Annotated in this window: 18 protein-coding genes; 1 reads left to right on the top strand and 17 read right to left on the bottom strand. The window is 65.1% G+C overall.

Annotated elements, in window-relative coordinates; all coding sequences use genetic code 11:
- Nucleotides 1-70: 70 nt before the first annotated feature.
- The 8 genes from DU478_RS09865 to crcB form a co-directional block, all read right to left on the bottom strand.
- On the bottom strand, nt 71-838 hold the full coding sequence (locus DU478_RS09865; protein ID WP_114510797.1) for an amino acid ABC transporter ATP-binding protein: 768 nt from the start codon (nt 836-838) through the stop codon (nt 71-73).
- A 12-nt stretch (nt 839-850) separates the two neighbouring features.
- Nucleotides 851-2,143: an amino acid ABC transporter permease gene (locus DU478_RS09860; RefSeq protein WP_114510796.1), complete on the bottom strand. Its 1,293-nt coding sequence runs from the start codon at nt 2,141-2,143 to the stop codon at nt 851-853.
- A gap of 1 nt (nt 2,144) precedes the next feature.
- Nucleotides 2,145-3,359 (bottom strand): amino acid ABC transporter permease, encoded by a 1,215-nt coding sequence (locus tag DU478_RS09855; protein WP_114510795.1) that lies wholly within the window; start codon nt 3,357-3,359, stop codon nt 2,145-2,147.
- A 126-nt stretch (nt 3,360-3,485) separates the two neighbouring features.
- Nucleotides 3,486-4,502 (bottom strand): amino acid ABC transporter substrate-binding protein, encoded by a 1,017-nt coding sequence (locus tag DU478_RS09850; protein ID WP_114510794.1) that lies wholly within the window; start codon nt 4,500-4,502, stop codon nt 3,486-3,488.
- A 204-nt stretch (nt 4,503-4,706) separates the two neighbouring features.
- A complete protein-coding gene (locus DU478_RS09845) occupies nt 4,707-5,417 on the bottom strand; it encodes an ATP12 family chaperone protein (RefSeq protein ID WP_114510793.1) in 711 nt (236 codons plus the stop codon).
- A complete protein-coding gene (locus tag DU478_RS09840; protein WP_114510792.1) occupies nt 5,414-6,097 on the bottom strand; it encodes an HAD-IA family hydrolase in 684 nt (227 codons plus the stop codon). Before DU478_RS09840 ends, DU478_RS09845 begins: the two co-directional genes overlap by 4 nt.
- The gene (locus DU478_RS09835; protein WP_114510791.1) at nt 6,097-7,137 is read right to left on the bottom strand and encodes an RluA family pseudouridine synthase; all 1,041 of its coding nucleotides are present in this window, start codon (nt 7,135-7,137) and stop codon (nt 6,097-6,099) included. Before DU478_RS09835 ends, DU478_RS09840 begins: the two co-directional genes overlap by 1 nt.
- Nucleotides 7,134-7,511 carry a fluoride efflux transporter CrcB gene (gene crcB / locus DU478_RS09830; RefSeq protein WP_114510790.1) on the bottom strand — a complete coding sequence of 126 codons (378 nt, stop codon included), beginning with the start codon at nt 7,509-7,511 and terminating at the stop codon, nt 7,134-7,136. The genes DU478_RS09835 and crcB overlap by 4 nt, the downstream gene beginning before the upstream one ends.
- 109 nt (nt 7,512-7,620) lie before the next feature.
- Between crcB and DU478_RS09825 the strand changes: the two genes are divergently transcribed.
- The gene (locus DU478_RS09825) at nt 7,621-9,003 is read left to right on the top strand and encodes a multicopper oxidase family protein (protein WP_114511011.1); all 1,383 of its coding nucleotides are present in this window, start codon (nt 7,621-7,623) and stop codon (nt 9,001-9,003) included.
- 60 nt (nt 9,004-9,063) lie between these two features.
- Here DU478_RS09825 and DU478_RS09820 read toward each other — a convergent pair whose 3' ends face one another.
- The 9 genes from DU478_RS09820 to rplO all read right to left on the bottom strand — a co-directional run bounded on the left by DU478_RS09820 (nt 9,064) and on the right by rplO (nt 17,217).
- Nucleotides 9,064-10,371: a replication-associated recombination protein A gene (locus DU478_RS09820; protein ID WP_114511010.1), complete on the bottom strand. Its 1,308-nt coding sequence runs from the start codon at nt 10,369-10,371 to the stop codon at nt 9,064-9,066.
- Nucleotides 10,372-10,375: 4 nt separating this feature from the next.
- The gene (locus tag DU478_RS09815; protein WP_199488317.1) at nt 10,376-11,749 is read right to left on the bottom strand and encodes a trypsin-like peptidase domain-containing protein; all 1,374 of its coding nucleotides are present in this window, start codon (nt 11,747-11,749) and stop codon (nt 10,376-10,378) included.
- 139 nt (nt 11,750-11,888) lie between these two features.
- A complete protein-coding gene (rplQ, locus tag DU478_RS09810; RefSeq protein WP_114510789.1) occupies nt 11,889-12,314 on the bottom strand; it encodes a 50S ribosomal protein L17 in 426 nt (141 codons plus the stop codon).
- A gap of 150 nt (nt 12,315-12,464) precedes the next feature.
- Nucleotides 12,465-13,481: a DNA-directed RNA polymerase subunit alpha gene (locus tag DU478_RS09805; protein WP_114510788.1), complete on the bottom strand. Its 1,017-nt coding sequence runs from the start codon at nt 13,479-13,481 to the stop codon at nt 12,465-12,467.
- Between the two features lie 113 nt (nt 13,482-13,594).
- The gene (gene rpsK, locus DU478_RS09800) at nt 13,595-13,987 is read right to left on the bottom strand and encodes a 30S ribosomal protein S11 (protein ID WP_114510787.1); all 393 of its coding nucleotides are present in this window, start codon (nt 13,985-13,987) and stop codon (nt 13,595-13,597) included.
- 15 nt (nt 13,988-14,002) lie between these two features.
- Complete coding sequence (gene rpsM, locus DU478_RS09795; RefSeq protein ID WP_114510786.1) at nt 14,003-14,371, bottom strand: 30S ribosomal protein S13; 369 nt, start codon at nt 14,369-14,371, stop codon at nt 14,003-14,005.
- Between the two features lie 252 nt (nt 14,372-14,623).
- Entirely contained in the window at nt 14,624-15,271 is a 648-nt protein-coding gene (locus DU478_RS09790; RefSeq protein WP_114510785.1) for an adenylate kinase, read from the bottom strand.
- Nucleotides 15,268-16,632, bottom strand: a complete 1,365-nt coding sequence (gene secY / locus DU478_RS09785; protein ID WP_114510784.1) for a preprotein translocase subunit SecY — start codon at nt 16,630-16,632, stop codon at nt 15,268-15,270. Before secY ends, DU478_RS09790 begins: the two co-directional genes overlap by 4 nt.
- Nucleotides 16,633-16,743: 111 nt before the next feature.
- On the bottom strand, nt 16,744-17,217 hold the full coding sequence (gene rplO / locus DU478_RS09780; protein WP_114510783.1) for a 50S ribosomal protein L15: 474 nt from the start codon (nt 17,215-17,217) through the stop codon (nt 16,744-16,746).
- Nucleotides 17,218-17,274 lie beyond the last annotated feature (57 nt).

Here is a 17,274-nt window from a genome sequence, read left to right as displayed (position 1 = left end):
AAACAACGCCCGACCGGGATGCCGGACGGGCGTTTCGTCTGTGTGCAAGACTGGCCCGCGAATGGCGGTGTCAGTGCCCCAGGATCTGGCTCAGGAACAGCTTGGTACGCTCGTGCTTTGGATTGTTGAAGAATTCTTTGGGCTCGTTCTGTTCGACGATCTGCCCCGCATCCATGAAGATCACGCGGTTCGCCACCGCCTGGGCAAAGCCCATTTCATGCGTGACGCAGAGCATCGTCATGCCCTCCTCGGCCAACTCGACCATGGTGTCGAGCACTTCCTTGATCATTTCGGGATCGAGCGCCGAGGTCGGTTCGTCGAACAGCATGATCCGGGGCCGCATGCAGAGCGACCGGGCGATGGCGACGCGCTGCTGCTGTCCGCCCGAAAGCTGGCCGGGGTACTTGTCCGCCTGTTCGGGGATCTTCACCTTCTCGAGGAAATGCATCGCGGTTTCCTCGGCCTCGCGCTTGGGTGTCTTGCGCACCCAGATCGGCGCCAGCGTGCAGTTCTCGAGAATCGTCAGATGCGGGAACAGGTTGAAGTGCTGGAACACCATTCCAACCTCAGAGCGGATCTTGTCGATGTTCTTGAGGTCCGAGGACAGCAGCGTGCCGTCGACGGTGATCCGCCCCTTCTGATGCTCTTCCAGCGCGTTGATGCAGCGGATGAGCGTGGATTTGCCCGATCCCGACGGCCCCGCGATGACGATCCTCTCGCCGCGGTACACGGTCAGGTCGATGTCGCGCAGCACGTGGAAGGTGCCGTACCACTTGTTCATGTTCTCGATCTGGACGGCAACCTCGTCCGAGACCTGCATTTGTGCAGCTTCAGCCATCTTGTCAGCTCCTTACCTGTGATCGGTCTGAAGCTGACGCTCCAGCCACTGCGAATATTGCGAAATGCCGTAGCAGACGACGAAGAACAGCAATGCGGCAAAGCCCAGAAGCTCCCAGTAGACGCCGTTCCATTCGGTCGAGGCCAGGATCGGCCCGCGGATCATGCCGACGAGGTCGAACATCGAGATAACCGACACCAGCGTCGTGTCCTTGAAAAGGCCAACCGCCACGTTGACGATGCCGGGGATCGAGATCTTGAGCGCCTGCGGCAGGATGATCAGCCGCATCGACTGCGCGTAGTCGAGGCCAAGGCTTTCGGCGCCCTCGTACTGGCCCCGCGGAAGGGCGGCGAGACCGCCCCGGATCACCTCGGCGATATAGGCCGAGGCGAACATGGTGATCATGATGATCACCCGCAGGATCAGGTCGAAGTTGGTGCCCGGCGGCAGGAAGTAGGCCAGCACCACGTTGGCGACAAAGAGCAGCGTGATCAGCGGAACGCCGCGGATGAACTCGATGAAGACCACGCAGATCCACTTGATGATCGGCATGTCGGACTGCCGCCCCAGCGCCAGCGCGATGCCGAAGGGGATCGACAGCGACACGCAGACCGTGCCGAGGATCAGGTTCAGCATGAAGCCGCCCATGTCGCGGCTGGCCACGGGTTCAAGCGCCAGGATACCTTCGATCGGGAGCAGGCCCGTGATCCACCAGAAGACGAAGGCCGCGACGATGCCGCCGAAAAAGCCCATGGCAAAGCTTTGCGTAACGAAGCGGGAATAAACCAGGTATCCGGCGACGAAACCCAACAGCGCGAAGATCGGGATCAGGATCGACCCGCCCCAGATCAGGAAATACGCGATGAATGGGTAGAGCGCGGTAAAGATCAGCATCTGCGCCGGGAACACCTTGCGGAACAGCACCGGCGCGATGGCCACGAACAGCAGCACGAAGGCCAGCGTCGGACGCCAGTAAAGCTCGGAGGGATACTTGAAGCCAAAGAGCAGCTGGTTCCAGCGTTCGGTGAGCACGGCGAAACAGCCGCCGGCATCGCCATCGAGGACTTCACGGCAGGCACGGATGCTCGGCGCATCCCAGACGCCGTTCAGGAACCACGGCAGAAAGCCCGCCAGAAGCTTGTAGAGCACGAAGATCGCGACCAGCGTCAGGATGGAGTTGGGGATGTTCAGGAACAGGTTCTGACGCACCCATTTGACCGCCCCGGTTTCGGATGCGGGTGGGGTTGCCTGCGGCAGCATGCTGTCGCGGACATAGCCGATGGATTGCTGATGCGTGTCCGACATCTTACCGCTCCTTCAGCCGCATGGCGTTGTTGTAGACGTTCATCAGCGCGGAGATCGCAAGGCTGATGAGCAGGTAGAACAGCATCAGCAGCAGGATGGCCTCGATCGCCCGGCCGGTCTGGTTCAGCGTGATACCGCCCAGCGTGCCGGTCACGTCCATGTAGCCCACGGCAATGGCGAGCGACGAGTTCTTGGTGATGTTGAGGTAGTTCGAGATCAGCGGCGGGATGATCACCCGCAGCGCCTGCGGCAGAACCACGAGGTTCATGATCCGTTTTGGCCGCAGGCCCAGCGATGCCGCGGCTTCGGTCTGACCCTTGCTCACGGCCTGGATGCCGGCGCGGACGTTCTCGGCGATGAAGGCGCCGGTGTAGATCGCCAGCGCCCACCAGAGCGCGATCAGCGACCCCAGGATCTGCGTGCCGCCCTGGAAGTTGAAGCCGGCGAGTTCGGGATACTCCAGCGTGATCGGACGGCCCAGCAGGAAGTAAACCAGCAGCGTCGGCAGGATAAAGATCGCCAGCGACGGCCAGCCCATGGGCAGCAGTTTGCCAGTGTCATAGAGCAGCTTGGTCGCGTAGCGGCGGTAGGCGAAAACGCCGACGATCGAGGCGATGAAGACCAGGACCACCACCAACGATCCCGGTCCCCAGATCGGCGCGGGCAGATAAAGACCGCGGTTGGTGAAGGCCACGGCGCCGAAGAGCATGCTGGCGTCCGGGTCTTCGCCGCGGAACGCGCTCGGCGCGGGCAGCACGGCGGTCATGATCGTGAAGATGATGATGATCCAGATCAGCACCGGCACGTTGCGAAAGGCCTCCACGTAACCGGCCATGAGCTTGCGCACGAGCCAGTTCGGCGACAGCCGCGCCACACCCGCGATGACGCCGATGATCGTTGCGGTCACGCAGGCCAGGAATGCCACCAGAAGCGTATTCAGCACGCCCACGATGGAGGCGCGCAGATGGCTGGACTGGCTGGTGTAGTCGATGAGGGTCTGGTTGATGTCGTAGTTCGACGACTCTCCCAGGAATTCGTAGCTGATGTTCAGACCGGCGGCCCGCAGGTTGGCCACGAGGTTCGAGCCGAGATAGGCGAACAGGGCCAGGACCAGCATCAGAGCGATGAATTGGAAGGTGTAAGCGCGGTAACGGGTGTCGTTGATCAGCATCGACAGCCGAAACGACTCGCGCGGCGGGTCGCTGAGTGTTGTCATGGTGTTATCCCTGTTGCACTCCGGGCGATTGAGCCGACGGGTTGCTCCCGTTCTGACTGGCCCGGATGTCTTGGTGTCCCCGGTCGGGGAAAGGGGCGCAGGATGGTCCTGCGCCCCCGGATTTTTTTAGCGGAACGGCGGGCTGTAGAGCAGGCCGCCATCGGTCCACTGCGCGTTCAGGCCGCGCGACAGGCCGATCGGCGTGTTCTCACCGATGTTCTTTTCGAACAGTTCGCCGTAGTTGCCGCCCGCGAGGATCGCGCGCTTGGCCCAGTCTGCGTCGAGGCCCAGCATCTCGCCCAGGTTGCCCTCGGTGCCGAGGATCCGGTTGATTTCCGGGCTGTCGGTGCCTTGCGCCATCTCTTCGGCATTGGCCGAGGTGATGCCGTATTCTTCGGCCGCGATCAGCGCGTTCAGCGTCCAGCGCGCGATGTCACCCCAGTCGTTGTCGCCGTGGCGCACGAGCGGGCCCAGCGGCTCTTTCGAGATGATCTCGGGCAGGACGACGTGATCGCCCGGGTTCTCGAATGCCGCGCGGGTCGCGGCGAGGCCGGACGCGTCGGTGGTGTAGACGTCGCAGGCACCGGCCAGGTACTGCTGCTGCGCCTCGGCGTTGGTTTCGATCGGAACCGGCTGATAATCCATGTTGTTCTTGCGGAAGTAGTCCGCCAGGTTCAGCTCGGTCGTGGTGCCGGTCTGGATGCAGACGGTGGCGCCCGACAGTTCCTTGGCCGAGCTCACGCCCAGCGCCTTGGGCACCATGAAGCCCTGACCATCGTAGTAGTTCACGCCGACGAATTCGAACTTGAGGTCGACGTCACGGCTGAAGGTCCAGGTGGTGTTGCGTGCCAGCAGGTCGATCTCGCCCGACGACAGCGCGGTGAAGCGCGTCTTGCCGGTGGTGGGAACGAATTCCACGGCGGTCGGATCCCCGAGCACGGCGGCGGCCACGGCGCGGCAGACGCCGACGTCGAACCCGTTCCATTCGCCGTTCGCATCCGGAGCCGCAAAGCCGACCAGACCGGTGGTCACGCCGCAGTTGAGCACGCCGCGCGCCTTGACATCGTCAAGCGTTGCAGCGCCAGCAGCCCCGGCGGCAAGTCCAGCCACGGTCAGTGCGCCAAAGATTGCGGTTTTTTTCATGTTAACCTCTTCCTGTTTGCCCATCCCCTTACGAAGACGGTTCAGATGGCCACATTGGGCCGTATATACCAAAGTAGGGAGTGGACCCCCTTTGTGCCCCGAAGTTTGGGCGGATTCAGTTTCAAAGGTCAAGCCGATTGGCCGGTTATCTGCCCGGTTTCAACGCACTTGGCGCAGAGTTGAGCGCCGACGCGGTGGGATGTCTCAGCTTCTCGCCAAAGAATGGAACCGGCAAGCATGTAGAAAGGCGTCCCGCTTTCGTTTGGCGAGAGCCGTGGCCTCTTCGTCCTCGCCCCAGAGTTCCTCTTGCCAAAGCTCGTCGACCCGCGAAGCCTGCCAGATCTCTTCGGGATCACGGGCGCGATGCGTGGCGGCAAAGCCCAGCACCAGGGATCCAGTCAGAGATACCAGATCGTGAAAGGCTGCCAGTTCGAAATCGCTCATCGCATGCACCGGCGCGCGCAGCCGCGCCATCGCCTCGGCGTCCTGCGGCTGGTGCATCAGCCCCTGCCGCGGCTCCAGCCGTGCACCAAGGGTCTCGGCCGCCCAGTCGAGATAGGGATCCCAGGCCGCGGCCTCGCGTTCGACCAGCTCCTGCGGGCTTTCGGCGCGGTAGCACAGCAGGTCGCTGTCGCCGTAATCCGCCAGCATGTCCGCCACCTCGGCATGCTGATGCGCCACCTTGTCGATGGCGGCATTGGCCGAACGGGTGACCGGCATGGTCATCGGGTCGATCTTGTCACCCTGCGCCTGCCATTCCTCGGCCACCGCCGCGGCCATGTCGCGGCTCGGCAGGACCAGCGCGGCCTTGGCCGGCGTGCGCACCGGGCGGCCATCCAGTTCTACGCTGTGCCCGCCGGGAACCTCGGTGACCTCGGCCTTGGTCCAGAACCGTTTCGGTGCCCATTCGCTCATGCGCTTTGCTCCCATATCTGGTCCAGAAGGCCGGGCAGCAGACGGATGTCGTCGATCACGATATGCGCAGCCCCCAGCCGGTCGGCGGTGTGATAGCCCCAGGTGACGCCGATCGCCAGCATCCCCGCCGCCTGCGCCATTTCCATGTCGTAGCTGGTGTCGCCCACCATGACGGCGCGGTGCGGCGCCACGCCGGTGTCCGCCAGCGCCGCGCGCAGCATCGCCGGATGCGGCTTCGACGGATGGTCGTCGGCGCAGTGCTGCGTGTCGAACAGGCGGCGCAGCCCGTGCCCGTCCAGCAGCTTGTCCAGCCCCCGGCGCGACTTGCCGGTGGCGACGCCCAGGATCGTTTCCGGCACCGCGTGCAAATCCTCGAGCACCCCGCGCACATGCGGGTAGAGCGGCGAGGACAGCTCGACCCCGCCTTGCGCGCGAAGCTTCATGTAAGCTGCCTTGTAGGCGGCGACCATGGCGCGGCGGGCGTCGGTCGTGATCCCCGGCACCAGTTGGCTCATGGCTTCGGGCAGCGACAGTCCGACGATCCCCAGAACCTCTTCGCGGGGCGGCACGGGACGCCCCGCGCCGTCGAACGCGGCCTGCATTGCGGCGAGGATGTCGCCCTGGCTGTCCACGAGCGTGCCATCGACGTCGAAAACCACCAGCCGCAGGTCACCCGCCATCACAGCGCCTCGAACGGGTCTTCGGCGGCCAGATCCTCGGTCCAGCCGAAAGTGTCCCAACTGTGTTTCATGTGCTCGGGCATCTCGGCGGTGATTGTCACGTCGCGCTTTGTCTCGGGATGTTCGAACCGCAGCATCCGCGCGTGCAGGTGCAGCTTTTTCGAGATGATGCCGCCCAGCTGCGCGCCCCAGCCGTCGCCGAGGTTCTCCTGCCCCGACCCGCCGTATTTTCCGTCGCCGATGATCGGATGCCCGATCTCGGCCATATGCGCGCGCAGCTGGTGGGTGCGGCCGGTCAGCGGCTCCATCGCCACCCAGGACGCGCGCCCGGCGATGCGGTAGAGCGTGGCGTAAAGCGTATGAGCGCGCTTGGCGCCGGGCACCGTGTCGACCTCGCGCGGGTGCAGGGCGATCATCTTTTCGCCTTCGCCGCCCTTGCCGTGACCCGGCGCCTTGACCAGCGCGTACTTGATTTCGCCCAGGTAGGGCGTTGGCACGCCGGCCACCAGCGCCCAGTAGATCTTGCGCGTCTCCTTGTGACGCATCGACGCGGTGAGCGCGCTCGCCGCCTGGCGCGTGCGCGCCAGCAGCAGGACGCCCGAGGTGTCCTTGTCGAGCCGGTGCACCAGCCGCGGCTTTTCGTCGAGGTCGAATTTCAGCGCCTCGGCCAGCCCGTCCACGTGCCGGGTCTGCTTGCTGCCGCCCTGGGTCGGCAGGCCCGGCGGCTTGTTGAGCGCGATGATGTGGTCGTCCTTGTAAATCACACAGTCGCGGATCATCCGGGCATCCGCGGCGGTCACCTCGGTCTTGGGGCCGGAGGTGACCTCTCCGGGCGCGGGCAGCGGCGGGATGCGCACGCTTTGCCCGACCTCGAGCCGGGTGTTGGCCTTGACCCGTCCGCCGTCGACGCGCAGCTCGCCCTTGCGGCACATCTTTTCGATCCGGCCCTGCGCCAAGTGCGGAAACTGCCGTTTCAGCCAGCGGTCCAGCCGCTGGTCGCCATCACCCTCGGCCACCGTCAGGGTCTGAACGCCACTCATGCAAAGATCCCCCGCGCCAGCCAGAGCCCCGCCACCAGCGCCGCGATGGCGCCCAGTACCGAGGCCGCCACATAGGCGGCCGCCTGCCCGCTGGCGCCGCGTTCGAAGAGCATCACCGCCTCGAGCGAAAACGCCGAAAAGGTCGTGAAACCGCCCAGAACCCCTGTCAGCAGAAAAGGCGACAGGGCCGTCCCGCCCTTTTGCGCCGCGACCGCGACGAAGACCCCCATCAGGAACGACCCGAGGATGTTCACCCCCAGCGTCGCCAGCGGAAAGCCGGGGCCTGCGAGTTTCAGCACGGCATGGCCCACGAGGAACCGCAGGCTTGCGCCGATGGCGCCGCCCAGGGCGACGTATGGAAGATGGCCGATCATGCCCGGTCTGTCGCGCGGCTCCGGTGCGATGTCAAGCAAGCCTGCACGCCTCCATTGCAGCGCCGTTGCGTCGGGCTATCATTGCGCCAGCCCCGAGGAGAGCGCCGCGATGCTGACCAGACGCCGTTTCCTGACCCGCGCCACCGCCGCCTCCGCCGCGGTTCTGGCACCGCGCGCCGGCTTGGCGCAGGATGACGCGCCGCGTGTCCTGCGGGCCGCCGCGTCGCGGGCGCAGATCGCGCCGCCGGGCTATCCGGAAACCGCGCTCTGGACCTTCGACGGATCCTTGCCCGGGCCTGAGCTGCGGTTCATGCAGGGCGACAGGCTTCGGTTGGATGTGGTGAACGACATTCCCCAGCCGACCTCGGTGCATTGGCACGGCATCCGCATCGACAACGCCATGGACGGGGTGCCCGGACTGACCCAGCCGCCGATCGCGCCGGGCGAAACCTTTGCTTACGACTTCGCCCTGCCCGACGCCGGCACCTACTGGTACCACAGCCATGCACAGTCGGTGGAACAGGTGGAGCGCGGTCTGTACGGCCCGCTGATCGTCGAGGAACCCGACGCACCCGAGGTGGATGCGGATATCGTGCTGCTGCTCGACGACATCCGCCTCGATCAGGGCGGTGAAGTCGCGGAGCCGTTCGACTCCGGCTTCGACCGCTCCCACGCCGGGCGGATCGGCAACGTGGTTCTGACCAATGGCCAGACCGCATTTTCGCGGGAGGTGAGACAGGGCGACCGGCTGCGCCTGCGGTTGATCAATGCTGCCAATGCCCGGATCTTCGAACTGGGTCTGCAGGGCCTCGACGCCATGGTCGTGGCGCTCGATGGCATGCCTCTGGCGGCGCCCGAGCCCGCGGCGGAGCGTCTGGTGCTGGCACCCGCGCAGCGCATCGACCTCATCGCCGATGTGATCGCCGGGAACGGCGAAGATGCCTTCGTGATCCATTATGACCGCGACGGCGGCTATGCGCAGGCGACCTTTCCGGTCTCTGCGGGCACCGCCGCGGCACGTGCTCCGGTCAGCGCCCTGCCCCCGAATCCGGATTTTCCGATCACGCTCGCGGGCGCACGCACCGCCACGCTCCTGATGGAGGGCGGGGCCATGCGCGGCCTGTCGGGTGCCATGTTCAACGGCGAGCGGCGCGACGGCCGCAGCCTGGCCGAGGCGGGCATGTTCTGGGCGCTGAACGGTGTCGTGGGCCGCACCGTGACGCCGCTGATCGAGGCCGCCTTGGGAGAAACGGTGCGCATCGGCATGGCCAACGACACGGCCTTTGCCCACGCGATGCACCTGCACGGGATGCATTTCAGCGAAGTCCGCGCCGACGGCAGCCTTGGCCCCCTGCGCGACACGCTGCTGATGGCGCCCGGAGAAACGCGCGAGATCGCCTTTACCGCGCACAACCCCGGCGACTGGCTGCTGCATTGCCACATGCTGTCGCATCACGCGGCAGGGATGGGGACGTTCGTGCGGGTGACGTAAGAGCAGCGCCCGGCGCGGGATCTAGGCGGCCTTTGGCCGCCGCCGCGCCTTACCCCGCCCTTACCGCTTGCTCCGCAGCTTGGCGAAATACTCCACCCGCTTCTTCAGATCCCTCTCGAAGCCCCGCTCGACCGGCGCATAGAAGGCCGTGCGCTCCAGCGTTTCGGGAAAGTAGTCCTGGCCCGAAAACCCGTCCTCCGCGTCGTGATCGTAGGCATAGCCCTTGCCGTAGCCCTGCTCCTTCATCATCGATGTCGGCGCGTTGAGGATATGCTTGGGCGGCGGCACCGATCCGGTGGCCTTGGCCGATTTGCGCGCGGCCTTGTAGGCGACGTAGGCCGCGTTCGACTTGGGCGCGAGGGCGAGGTAGATCACCGCCTGCGCCAGCGCCAGTTCGCCCTCGGGGCTGCCCAGCCGCTCGTAGGTTTCCCAGCTTTGAAGGCAGACCGCCTGCGCCTGCGGATCGGCCAGTCCGATGTCCTCGACCGCCATGCGCGTGAGGCGGCGCCCGAGGAACCGCGGGTCCTCGCCGCCCTCCAGCATCCGCGCGAACCAGTAGAGCGCCGCGTCCGGATCCGACCCGCGCACCGATTTGTGCAGCGCCGAGATGAGGTTGTAATGCCCGTCGCCGGACTTGTCGTAATTCGCCGCCCGCTTCATCAGCCGGGTGCGCAACGCGTCGATGTCGAGCTTGTCCGGCGCGCTCCAGGACATGACCTGTTCCACGAGGTTGAGCAGCGCCCGCCCGTCGCCATCGGCCATCTCGAGCAGCGCCTCGCGGGCCGGACCGGTGAGCGGCAGGGCGCGGTCCAGCTCTTTCTCGGCCCGCTGCGCCAGCCGTTCGAGATCGGCGAGGTCCAGCCGTTCCAGCACCAGCACCTGCGACCGGCTGAGCACGGCGGCGTTGAGCTCGAAGCTGGGGTTTTCGGTCGTCGCACCCACAAGAAGGATCGTGCCGTCCTCCATATGCGGCAGGAACCCGTCCTGCTGCGCCTTGTTGAAGCGGTGGATCTCGTCGACGAAAAGCAGCGTGCCCTGGCCGTTCGCGCGCCGGTGCTTGGCCGCGTCGAAGACCTTGCGCAGGTCCGGCACGCCGGTGAAGATCGCGCTGATCTGCACGAAATGCAGGTCGGTCTCATCCGCCAACAGCCGCGCGATGGTGGTCTTGCCGACGCCCGGCGGCCCCCAGAAGATCAGCGACCCCAGCGTGCCCGCCGCCAGCATCGTGCCCAGCGGCGCGTCGGGGCCAAGAACCTGCTCCTGCCCGATCACCTCGGACAGCGTCTTGGGCCGCAGGCGGTCCGCCAGCGGCCGTGGCCCCGTTGCCGCCTTTGCCGTATCGGCACCGGTTTCGAAGAGATCGGCCAAGCGGTCAGACCCGGAATCGCAGGAAGACATTGCGCGATCCGCGCTGCGCCTCGATCTGGATGCGCGGTGCGGCGCGGCGCAGAACGGGGTCGATATCTCCGGTCGCCTCGACCGGGACGCCGTTGATGGCGCGCAGGATGTCGCCCGGGCGCAGGCCGGCGCGCGCGCCGTAGGGGCCGGGGTCGAGAACCACGACGCCTTCGGCGCTCATCGGCAGGTCGAACTCGCTTTGCAACGCCGGGTTGACGGTCGCCACGGTCAGGCCCGGAAGCACCGACCGCGTGCCCAGCGTCACCTCGGCCCGCGGCGGGTCTTCGGGCGGTGCGATCATCGCGACGGTCACGGTTTCCTCAACACCGCGGCGCAGGCGGGTCAGCTCCGCGTCGGCGCCGATGCCGCGGACGGACATGCGGTAGATCATCTCGGGCGGGGTGTTGACCGGCTGGCCATCCACGGCGGTGATCACGTCGCCGACCTCGAGCCCTGCGGCGGCAAGCGGGCTGAGCGGATGCAGTTGCGACAGGACCACGCCGCCCGGCAGGCTGAGCCCGAGACTTTCCGACAGGCCCGCGTCAACCGGCTGGCCGCTGACCCCGGCCCAGGGGCGTTCGAACACCGTGTTGCCCGCCCGCGCCTGCGCGACGAACTGCGCCACCAGCGCCGAGGGGATGGCGAAACCGATGCCGTTCGACCCGCCCGAGCGGGTCAGGATCGAGGTGTTCACGCCGATGAGCTGGCCGTTGACGTCGATCAGCGCGCCGCCCGAGTTGCCCGGGTTGATCGGCGCATCTGTCTGGATGAAGTAACCCCGCGCGTTGCCCGTGGCCGTGCCCGACCGGGCCAGGCCAGAGACGATGCCGCTGCTCACGGTCTGGCCGACGCCGAAGGGGTTGCCGATGGCCAGCACCAGCTCGCCGACCTCGACCGTGTCGCTGTCGCGCAGCTCCAGATGCGGCATGTCCCGTGCATCCTCGAGCCGCAGGATCGCGAGGTCGGATTCCTCGTCGCCCAGCAGAACCTCGGCCTGATACTCGCGCCGGTCGTTGAGCACGACGCGGATTTCCGTCGCCTGCCCGACCACATGGTAATTCGAGACCACGATGCCATCGGCCGAAAGGATCACGCCCGAGCCCAGCGAATTCTGCACGCGGGGCCGCGACTGGCCGAAATCGCGGAAGAAATTGCCGAAGATCGGATCGTCCTGGAACGGGCTGCGGGTCTGCACGACCCGGCTGGCGTAGATGTTGACCACCGCTGGCGCGGCCTCTCGCACCAGCGGCGCGAAGGTCAGCGAAATCTCGGCGGGCGATTGCGGCACACGCTCCTGCGACAGCCCCGGCACCGCCCAGAGCAGAAGAAGGATCACCAAACCACGCACGTTGCCCCTCCGTTCCAGCCGTCGCAGATATGCGCTCGCAACCCTGCCGATGCAAGCCCGGCCAGGGATCGAGGCCGTCAAAGAAAAAGGGTCCGCGCCGCATTGGCCCGGACCCCTTGATGTCAGCTGATCGCGAAGATCATTCCGCGTCGGCAGAGGCCTCTTCGGCGGCGATGCGCGCCTTGTCGGCAGCGCCCTTCGCGTCGCGGTCGCGGTCGACGAATTCGATGATCGCCATCGGCGCCATGTCACCGTAGCGGAAGCCGGCCTTGAGGACACGGACGTAACCGCCCTGACGCTCGGCATAGCGCGGGCCCAGCACCTCGAAGAGCTTGGCGACGTGGATGTCCTGCTTGAGCTGGCTCGCGGCCTGGCGGCGGGCATGAAGATCGCCGCGCTTGCCCAGGGTGACCAGCTTTTCGATCACGCGCTTGAGCTCCTTGGCCTTGGGCAGCGTGGTCTTGATCTGTTCGTGTTCGATGAGAGAGCCGGCCATGTTCGCCCAGAGTGCCTTGCGGTGCTCGTGGGTGCGGTTCAGGCGGCGGTAGCCTCGTGCGTGACGCATTTTCTGTACTCCTTTGGTGGCCTTGGTTGGCCTGATGCTTTGTCCGGGGCAAGATGCGTGTCTTGCCCGTCATTGGGGCGGGATGCCCGAGTGTTTCCCGGAGGAAACGAAAGAGGTGCGGCGATCGCCCGCCGCACCGATCTCGATGGCTTAGAACGAGTCTTCGAGCTTCTTGGCCAGGTCCTCGATGTTGTCCGGCGGCCAGTCCTCGACATCCATGCCAAGGTGCAGGCCCATGCCCGACAGCACTTCCTTGATCTCGTTCAGCGACTTGCGGCCGAAGTTCGGGGTACGCAGCATCTCGGCTTCGGTCTTCTGGATCAGGTCGCCGATGTAGACGATGTTGTCGTTCTTCAGGCAGTTCGCGGACCGCACCGACAGCTCCAGCTCGTCGACCTTCTTGAGCAGCAGCGGGTTGAACTCCAGACCGTCGTCGTCGTCCTGACGGGTGGCCGATTCCGGCTCGTCGAAGTTGACGAAGATCGACAGCTGATCCTGCACGATGCGCGCGGCATAGGCCACGGCGTCCTCGGGCGAGATCGAGCCGTCGGTTTCGACCTTCAGGGTCAGCTTGTCATAGTCCAGCACCTGGCCTTCACGGGTCGGCTGCACGTCGTAGCTGACCTTGTTGACCGGCGAATAGATCGCGTCGATCGGGATCATGCCAATCGGCGCATCCTCGGGCTTGTTCTTGTCTGCCGAGACATAGCCCTTGCCGGTGTTGACGGTCAGTTCCATGAACAGGTCCGCGCCGTCGTCGAGGTGGCAGATCACGTGATCCTTGTTCAGCACGTCGATGCCGTTGGATTCCGAGATGTCGCCGGCGGTGACGACGCCCGGCCCCTTGGCCGAGATCGACAGGCGCTTGGGCCCTTCGACTTCCATGCGCAGGGAAACGCCCTTGAGGTTCAGCACGATGTCTGTCACGTCTTCCCGAACACCGGCGACGGACGAAAACTCGTGCAGCACGTTGTCGATCTGCACGGAGGTGATGGCGGCGCCCTGAAGCGACGACAGAAGCACGCGCCGCAGCGCGTTGCCGAGGGTCAGACCGAAGCCGCGCTCGAGCGGTTCCGCGATGACCGTGGCCACGCGGGTCGGATCATTGCCCGGCTTGACTTCAAGCTGGGTCGGCTTGATCAGTTCTGCCCAATTTTTGTGGATCATACGTCCCTCCATTCTTGCACCTGCCCCATGTCCGAAAGGCAGACGCGCCCGAGGTTAAAATGACGAATCGAGGCCATGCGCGACGGCGCGGCCCCGATGGAAAATCGCAAAGATCAGACCCGGCGGCGCTTGGGCGGACGGCAGCCGTTGTGGGCCATCGGGGTCACGTCACGGATCGAGGTGATGTTGAATCCGACGGCCGCCAGCGCGCGCAGCGCCGACTCGCGCCCCGAACCGGGGCCCTGCACTTCGACTTCGAGCGTCTTGACGCCGTGTTCCTGTGCCTTCTTGCCCGCATCCTCTGCGGCCAGCTGGGCGGCATAGGGCGTGGATTTCCGCGAGCCCTTGAAGCCCATGGTGCCGGCGGACGACCAGGAGATCGCATTGCCCTGCACGTCCGAGATCAGGATCTTGGTGTTGTTGAAAGAAGAATTCACATGCGCCACGCCGGCGGCGATGTTCTTGGAGACCTTCTTTTTCGTGGTACGGCGGGTATCGCGTGCCATGTCGTAAGCCCTCCCTTATTTCTTCTTGCCGGCAATGGCCTTTGCGGGGCCTTTGCGGGTGCGTGCGTTGGTGTGGGTCCGCTGACCGCGCACCGGCAGGTTGCGGCGGTGACGCAGGCCACGGTAGCAGCCGAGGTCCATCAGGCGCTTGACGTTCATCTGCGTCTCGCGGCGCAGGTCGCCTTCGACGGTGTAGTTGGCGTCGATATGCTCGCGCACGGCCAGAACTTCCGCATCCGAAAGCTCGTTGACGCGGCGGGACAGGTCGATGTTCACCGCTTCGCAGATGGCCTTGGCCGAGGACTGGCCGATTCCGGTGATGTAGGTGAGGGCGATCGGGACCCGCTTGTGGGTCGGGATGTTAACGCCGGCGATACGTGCCACGTGTCATGTTCCTTCATCGTTGCGGGTCCGTAGCTCCAGACCCTTTTTTCACAACATCAAGCCCGAGGCAGAGGCCTGCGGGCTTGGCTGATCAGGTGATCTTGCGGGGGTCTTGCAAAACACCCGCAAAAGGCGATTCTCTAGCAGAGATAGGGGTGGGTATGGTCATTTGACCAGAGCGTCAAGCGCGAAATCGCCAGCATGGCCAAACGCCGCTTGCAGCCCCCGCAGCAGCGCGGCACCAGCCGGCAATCAGGCGTCCAGAACGCCCGCGATCGCCGCCTTGACCTCGGCCATCTCACCAAGTCCGTCGACCGAGCGAAGCTGACCCTTGGCATAGTAATACCCCAGAAGCGGCGATGTCTTCTTGTAGTATTCCATCAGGCGCTGCTTCAGGCTGTCGGCATTGTCGTCGGAGCGTCGCTTGAACTCGGCCTTCTTGCCGCAGTTGGTGCAGACGCCGTCCGCGGGGATCGGCTTGGTGTTGTCGTTGTAGACCTCGCCGCATTCGGAACAGGTCGACCGCGCCGTGATGCGATCCACCAGCGCCGCGTCGTCCACTTGCATCTCGATCACCGCATCCAGCGTCTCTCCACAGTCGCTCAGAAGCTCGGCCAGCGCATCGGCCTGCGCCAGGGTGCGCGGGAAGCCGTCGAAGATGAAGCCGCCCTTCTTGTCGCCCTGCAGTTTCTCGCGGATCAGGCCGATGACGATCTCGTCGGTCACCAGGTCGCCCTTGGCCATCACCTCGGCCACGACCTTGCCCATGTCCGTGCCGCTGTCCTTGGCTTCGCGCAGCATGTCACCGGTCGACAGCTGGATCATGTCGCGCTCGTCCACCAGAAACCGTGCCTGGGTGCCTTTGCCCGCGCCGGGCGGTCCAAGAAGAATGATGTTCATCGGCGAGCAGGCCCCCTGTTTTTGCGTGCCTTACCCTTACCACGCAGTTGCGATTTCTGGATAAGACCTTCGTATTGATGCGCCAGAAGGTGGCTTTGCACCTGCTGGATCGTGTCCATGGTCACGCTCACCACGATGAGCACCGAGGTGCCGCCGAAATAGAAGGGAATGGCGAACTGGCCGCGCAGGATCTCGGGCAGCAGGCACACCGCGGCAAGGTAGCCGGACCCCAGAACCAGCACGCGGTTGACCACGTATTCGAGATATTCGGCGGTCTTCTTGCCCGGGCGGATGCCGGGGACGAAGCCGTTCTGGTTCTTCAGATTGTCGGCCACGTCATCGGGTTTGAAGCTGACGTTGAACGTGTAGAAATAGGCAAAGAACACGATCATCAGCGCGAAGAACGCGAGGTAGAGCGGCTGGCCGGGTCCGAAATAGGCCATGATCGTCGACATGATCGGACCGGTCTGGCCGGCTTGGCTGAAGGTCGCGATGGTCGTCGGCAGCAGCAGCAGCGAAGAGGCAAAGATCGCCGGGATGACGCCCGCCGGGTTGACCTTGACCGGCAGGTGGCTGTTTTGCGCCTCGGTCATCTTCATCCCGACCTGGCGGCGCGGATACTGAATGGTGATCTTGCGCAGGGCGCGCTCCATGAACACCACGAACATGATGACCGCGATCACCATGACGATCACGCCGATGATCACGGCGGGGCTGATGGCGCCCGAACGACCCGAGGCGAAGAACTGCGCCAGAGCCGCAGGCACCTCGGCGATGATGCCGACGAAGATGATGAGCGAGATGCCGTTGCCGATGCCGCGGGCGGTGATCTGTTCGCCCAGCCACATCAGGAACATCGTACCGCCAACCAGCGTGATGACGCAGGACGCGCGGAAATAGAGCCCCGGATCATGGGCGAGGTCGCCCGCCTCGAGGCTCACCGCAAGGCCGTAGGCCTGGAACAGCGCCAGCAACACCGTGCCGTAGCGCGTGTATTGGTTGATCTTCTTGCGCCCCTGCTCGCCCTCTTTCTTGAGCTGTTCGAGCGCCGGCACCATGGAGGTCATCAGCTGCACGATGATCGAGGCCGAGATGTAGGGCATGATGCCCAGTGCAAAGATGCCCATCCGTCCCAGCGCGCCGCCGGTGAACATGCTGACCATGCCGCCGATGCCCTGTCCCGCCTGCTCCATGAACTGCTGCAGCGCCAGACCGTCGATGCCGGGCACCGGGATGAAGGTGCCAAGGCGGTAGACGATCAGAAGGCCGAGCGTGAACAGGATGCGGTTGCGCAGATCGGTCGCCTTGCCCAGAGCTGACCAGCTCGTGTTCGCGGCCATTTGTTCTACAGCGGATGCCATACGGACTCTCTCTATGTCAGACAAACGCCGCCCGGAGCGGTTTCACGGCTCGGGCGGCGTCGGATAAAACCTGGAGCTTATGTAAGCGGCGGGGACGCCGCTCACAACCGCTTATTCGGAAGCGTCAGCCGCCGTGAGGCTCAGCGAGCCGCCCGCCTTTTCCACCGCGGCCACGGCGGATTTCGACGCGCCGCTGACCTGCAGGTCGATCTTGCTGGTGATGTCGCCCTTGGCCAGAACCCGCACGCCATCGAGCTTGCGGCGCACGAGACCGGAGGCGACCAGCGCCTCTTCGGTGATCGTCGACGAAGCATCGAGTTTACCGGCTTCGACGAATTTCTGGATCAGGCCGAGGTTTACGACGGAATAGCTCTTGCGGTTCGGCTTGGTGAAGCCGCGCTTCGGCAGACGCTGATACAGCGGCATCTGGCCGCCTTCGTAGCCGTTGATCGCCACGCCGGACCGGGACTTCTGACCCTTGATCCCGCGGCCACCGGTCTTGCCCATGCCCGAACCCGGGCCGCGGCCGATGCGCTTCTTGCGCTTGGTTGCGCCGTCGTTGTCGCGCAGTTCATTCAGTTTCATTGTCGCTTCTCCTGTGCCGGAAAGACCCCCCAGCGACGGATGGGGTCCACGCGGCGT

Origin of the sequence: Thalassococcus profundi (genome assembly GCF_003344785.1) — a bacterium.
In the GTDB taxonomy this organism is placed as follows: Bacteria; Pseudomonadota; Alphaproteobacteria; order Rhodobacterales; family Rhodobacteraceae; genus Puniceibacterium; species Puniceibacterium profundi.
This window is presented reverse-complemented; position numbering and strand designations above follow the sequence as displayed.

Excerpts from the sequence above, each read along its gene's own strand:
- DU478_RS09865 (WP_114510797.1), bottom strand. The coding sequence starts at position 838 with ATGGCTGAAGCTGCACAAATGCAGGTCTCGGACGAGGTTGCCGTCCAG.
- DU478_RS09860 (WP_114510796.1), bottom strand. The coding sequence starts at position 2,143 with ATGTCGGACACGCATCAGCAATCCATCGGCTATGTCCGCGACAGCATG.
- DU478_RS09855 (WP_114510795.1), bottom strand. The coding sequence starts at position 3,359 with ATGACAACACTCAGCGACCCGCCGCGCGAGTCGTTTCGGCTGTCGATG.
- DU478_RS09850 (WP_114510794.1), bottom strand. The coding sequence starts at position 4,502 with ATGAAAAAAACCGCAATCTTTGGCGCACTGACCGTGGCTGGACTTGCC.
- DU478_RS09845 (WP_114510793.1), bottom strand. The coding sequence starts at position 5,417 with ATGAGCGAATGGGCACCGAAACGGTTCTGGACCAAGGCCGAGGTCACC.
- DU478_RS09840 (WP_114510792.1), bottom strand. The coding sequence starts at position 6,097 with ATGGCGGGTGACCTGCGGCTGGTGGTTTTCGACGTCGATGGCACGCTC.
- DU478_RS09835 (WP_114510791.1), bottom strand. The coding sequence starts at position 7,137 with ATGAGTGGCGTTCAGACCCTGACGGTGGCCGAGGGTGATGGCGACCAG.
- crcB (WP_114510790.1), bottom strand. The coding sequence starts at position 7,511 with ATGATCGGCCATCTTCCATACGTCGCCCTGGGCGGCGCCATCGGCGCA.
- DU478_RS09825 (WP_114511011.1), top strand. The coding sequence starts at position 7,621 with ATGCTGACCAGACGCCGTTTCCTGACCCGCGCCACCGCCGCCTCCGCC.
- rplQ (WP_114510789.1), bottom strand. The coding sequence starts at position 12,314 with ATGCGTCACGCACGAGGCTACCGCCGCCTGAACCGCACCCACGAGCAC.
- DU478_RS09805 (WP_114510788.1), bottom strand. The coding sequence starts at position 13,481 with ATGATCCACAAAAATTGGGCAGAACTGATCAAGCCGACCCAGCTTGAA.
- rpsK (WP_114510787.1), bottom strand. The coding sequence starts at position 13,987 with ATGGCACGCGATACCCGCCGTACCACGAAAAAGAAGGTCTCCAAGAAC.
- DU478_RS09790 (WP_114510785.1), bottom strand. The coding sequence starts at position 15,271 with ATGAACATCATTCTTCTTGGACCGCCCGGCGCGGGCAAAGGCACCCAG.
- secY (WP_114510784.1), bottom strand. The coding sequence starts at position 16,632 with ATGGCATCCGCTGTAGAACAAATGGCCGCGAACACGAGCTGGTCAGCT.
- rplO (WP_114510783.1), bottom strand. The coding sequence starts at position 17,217 with ATGAAACTGAATGAACTGCGCGACAACGACGGCGCAACCAAGCGCAAG.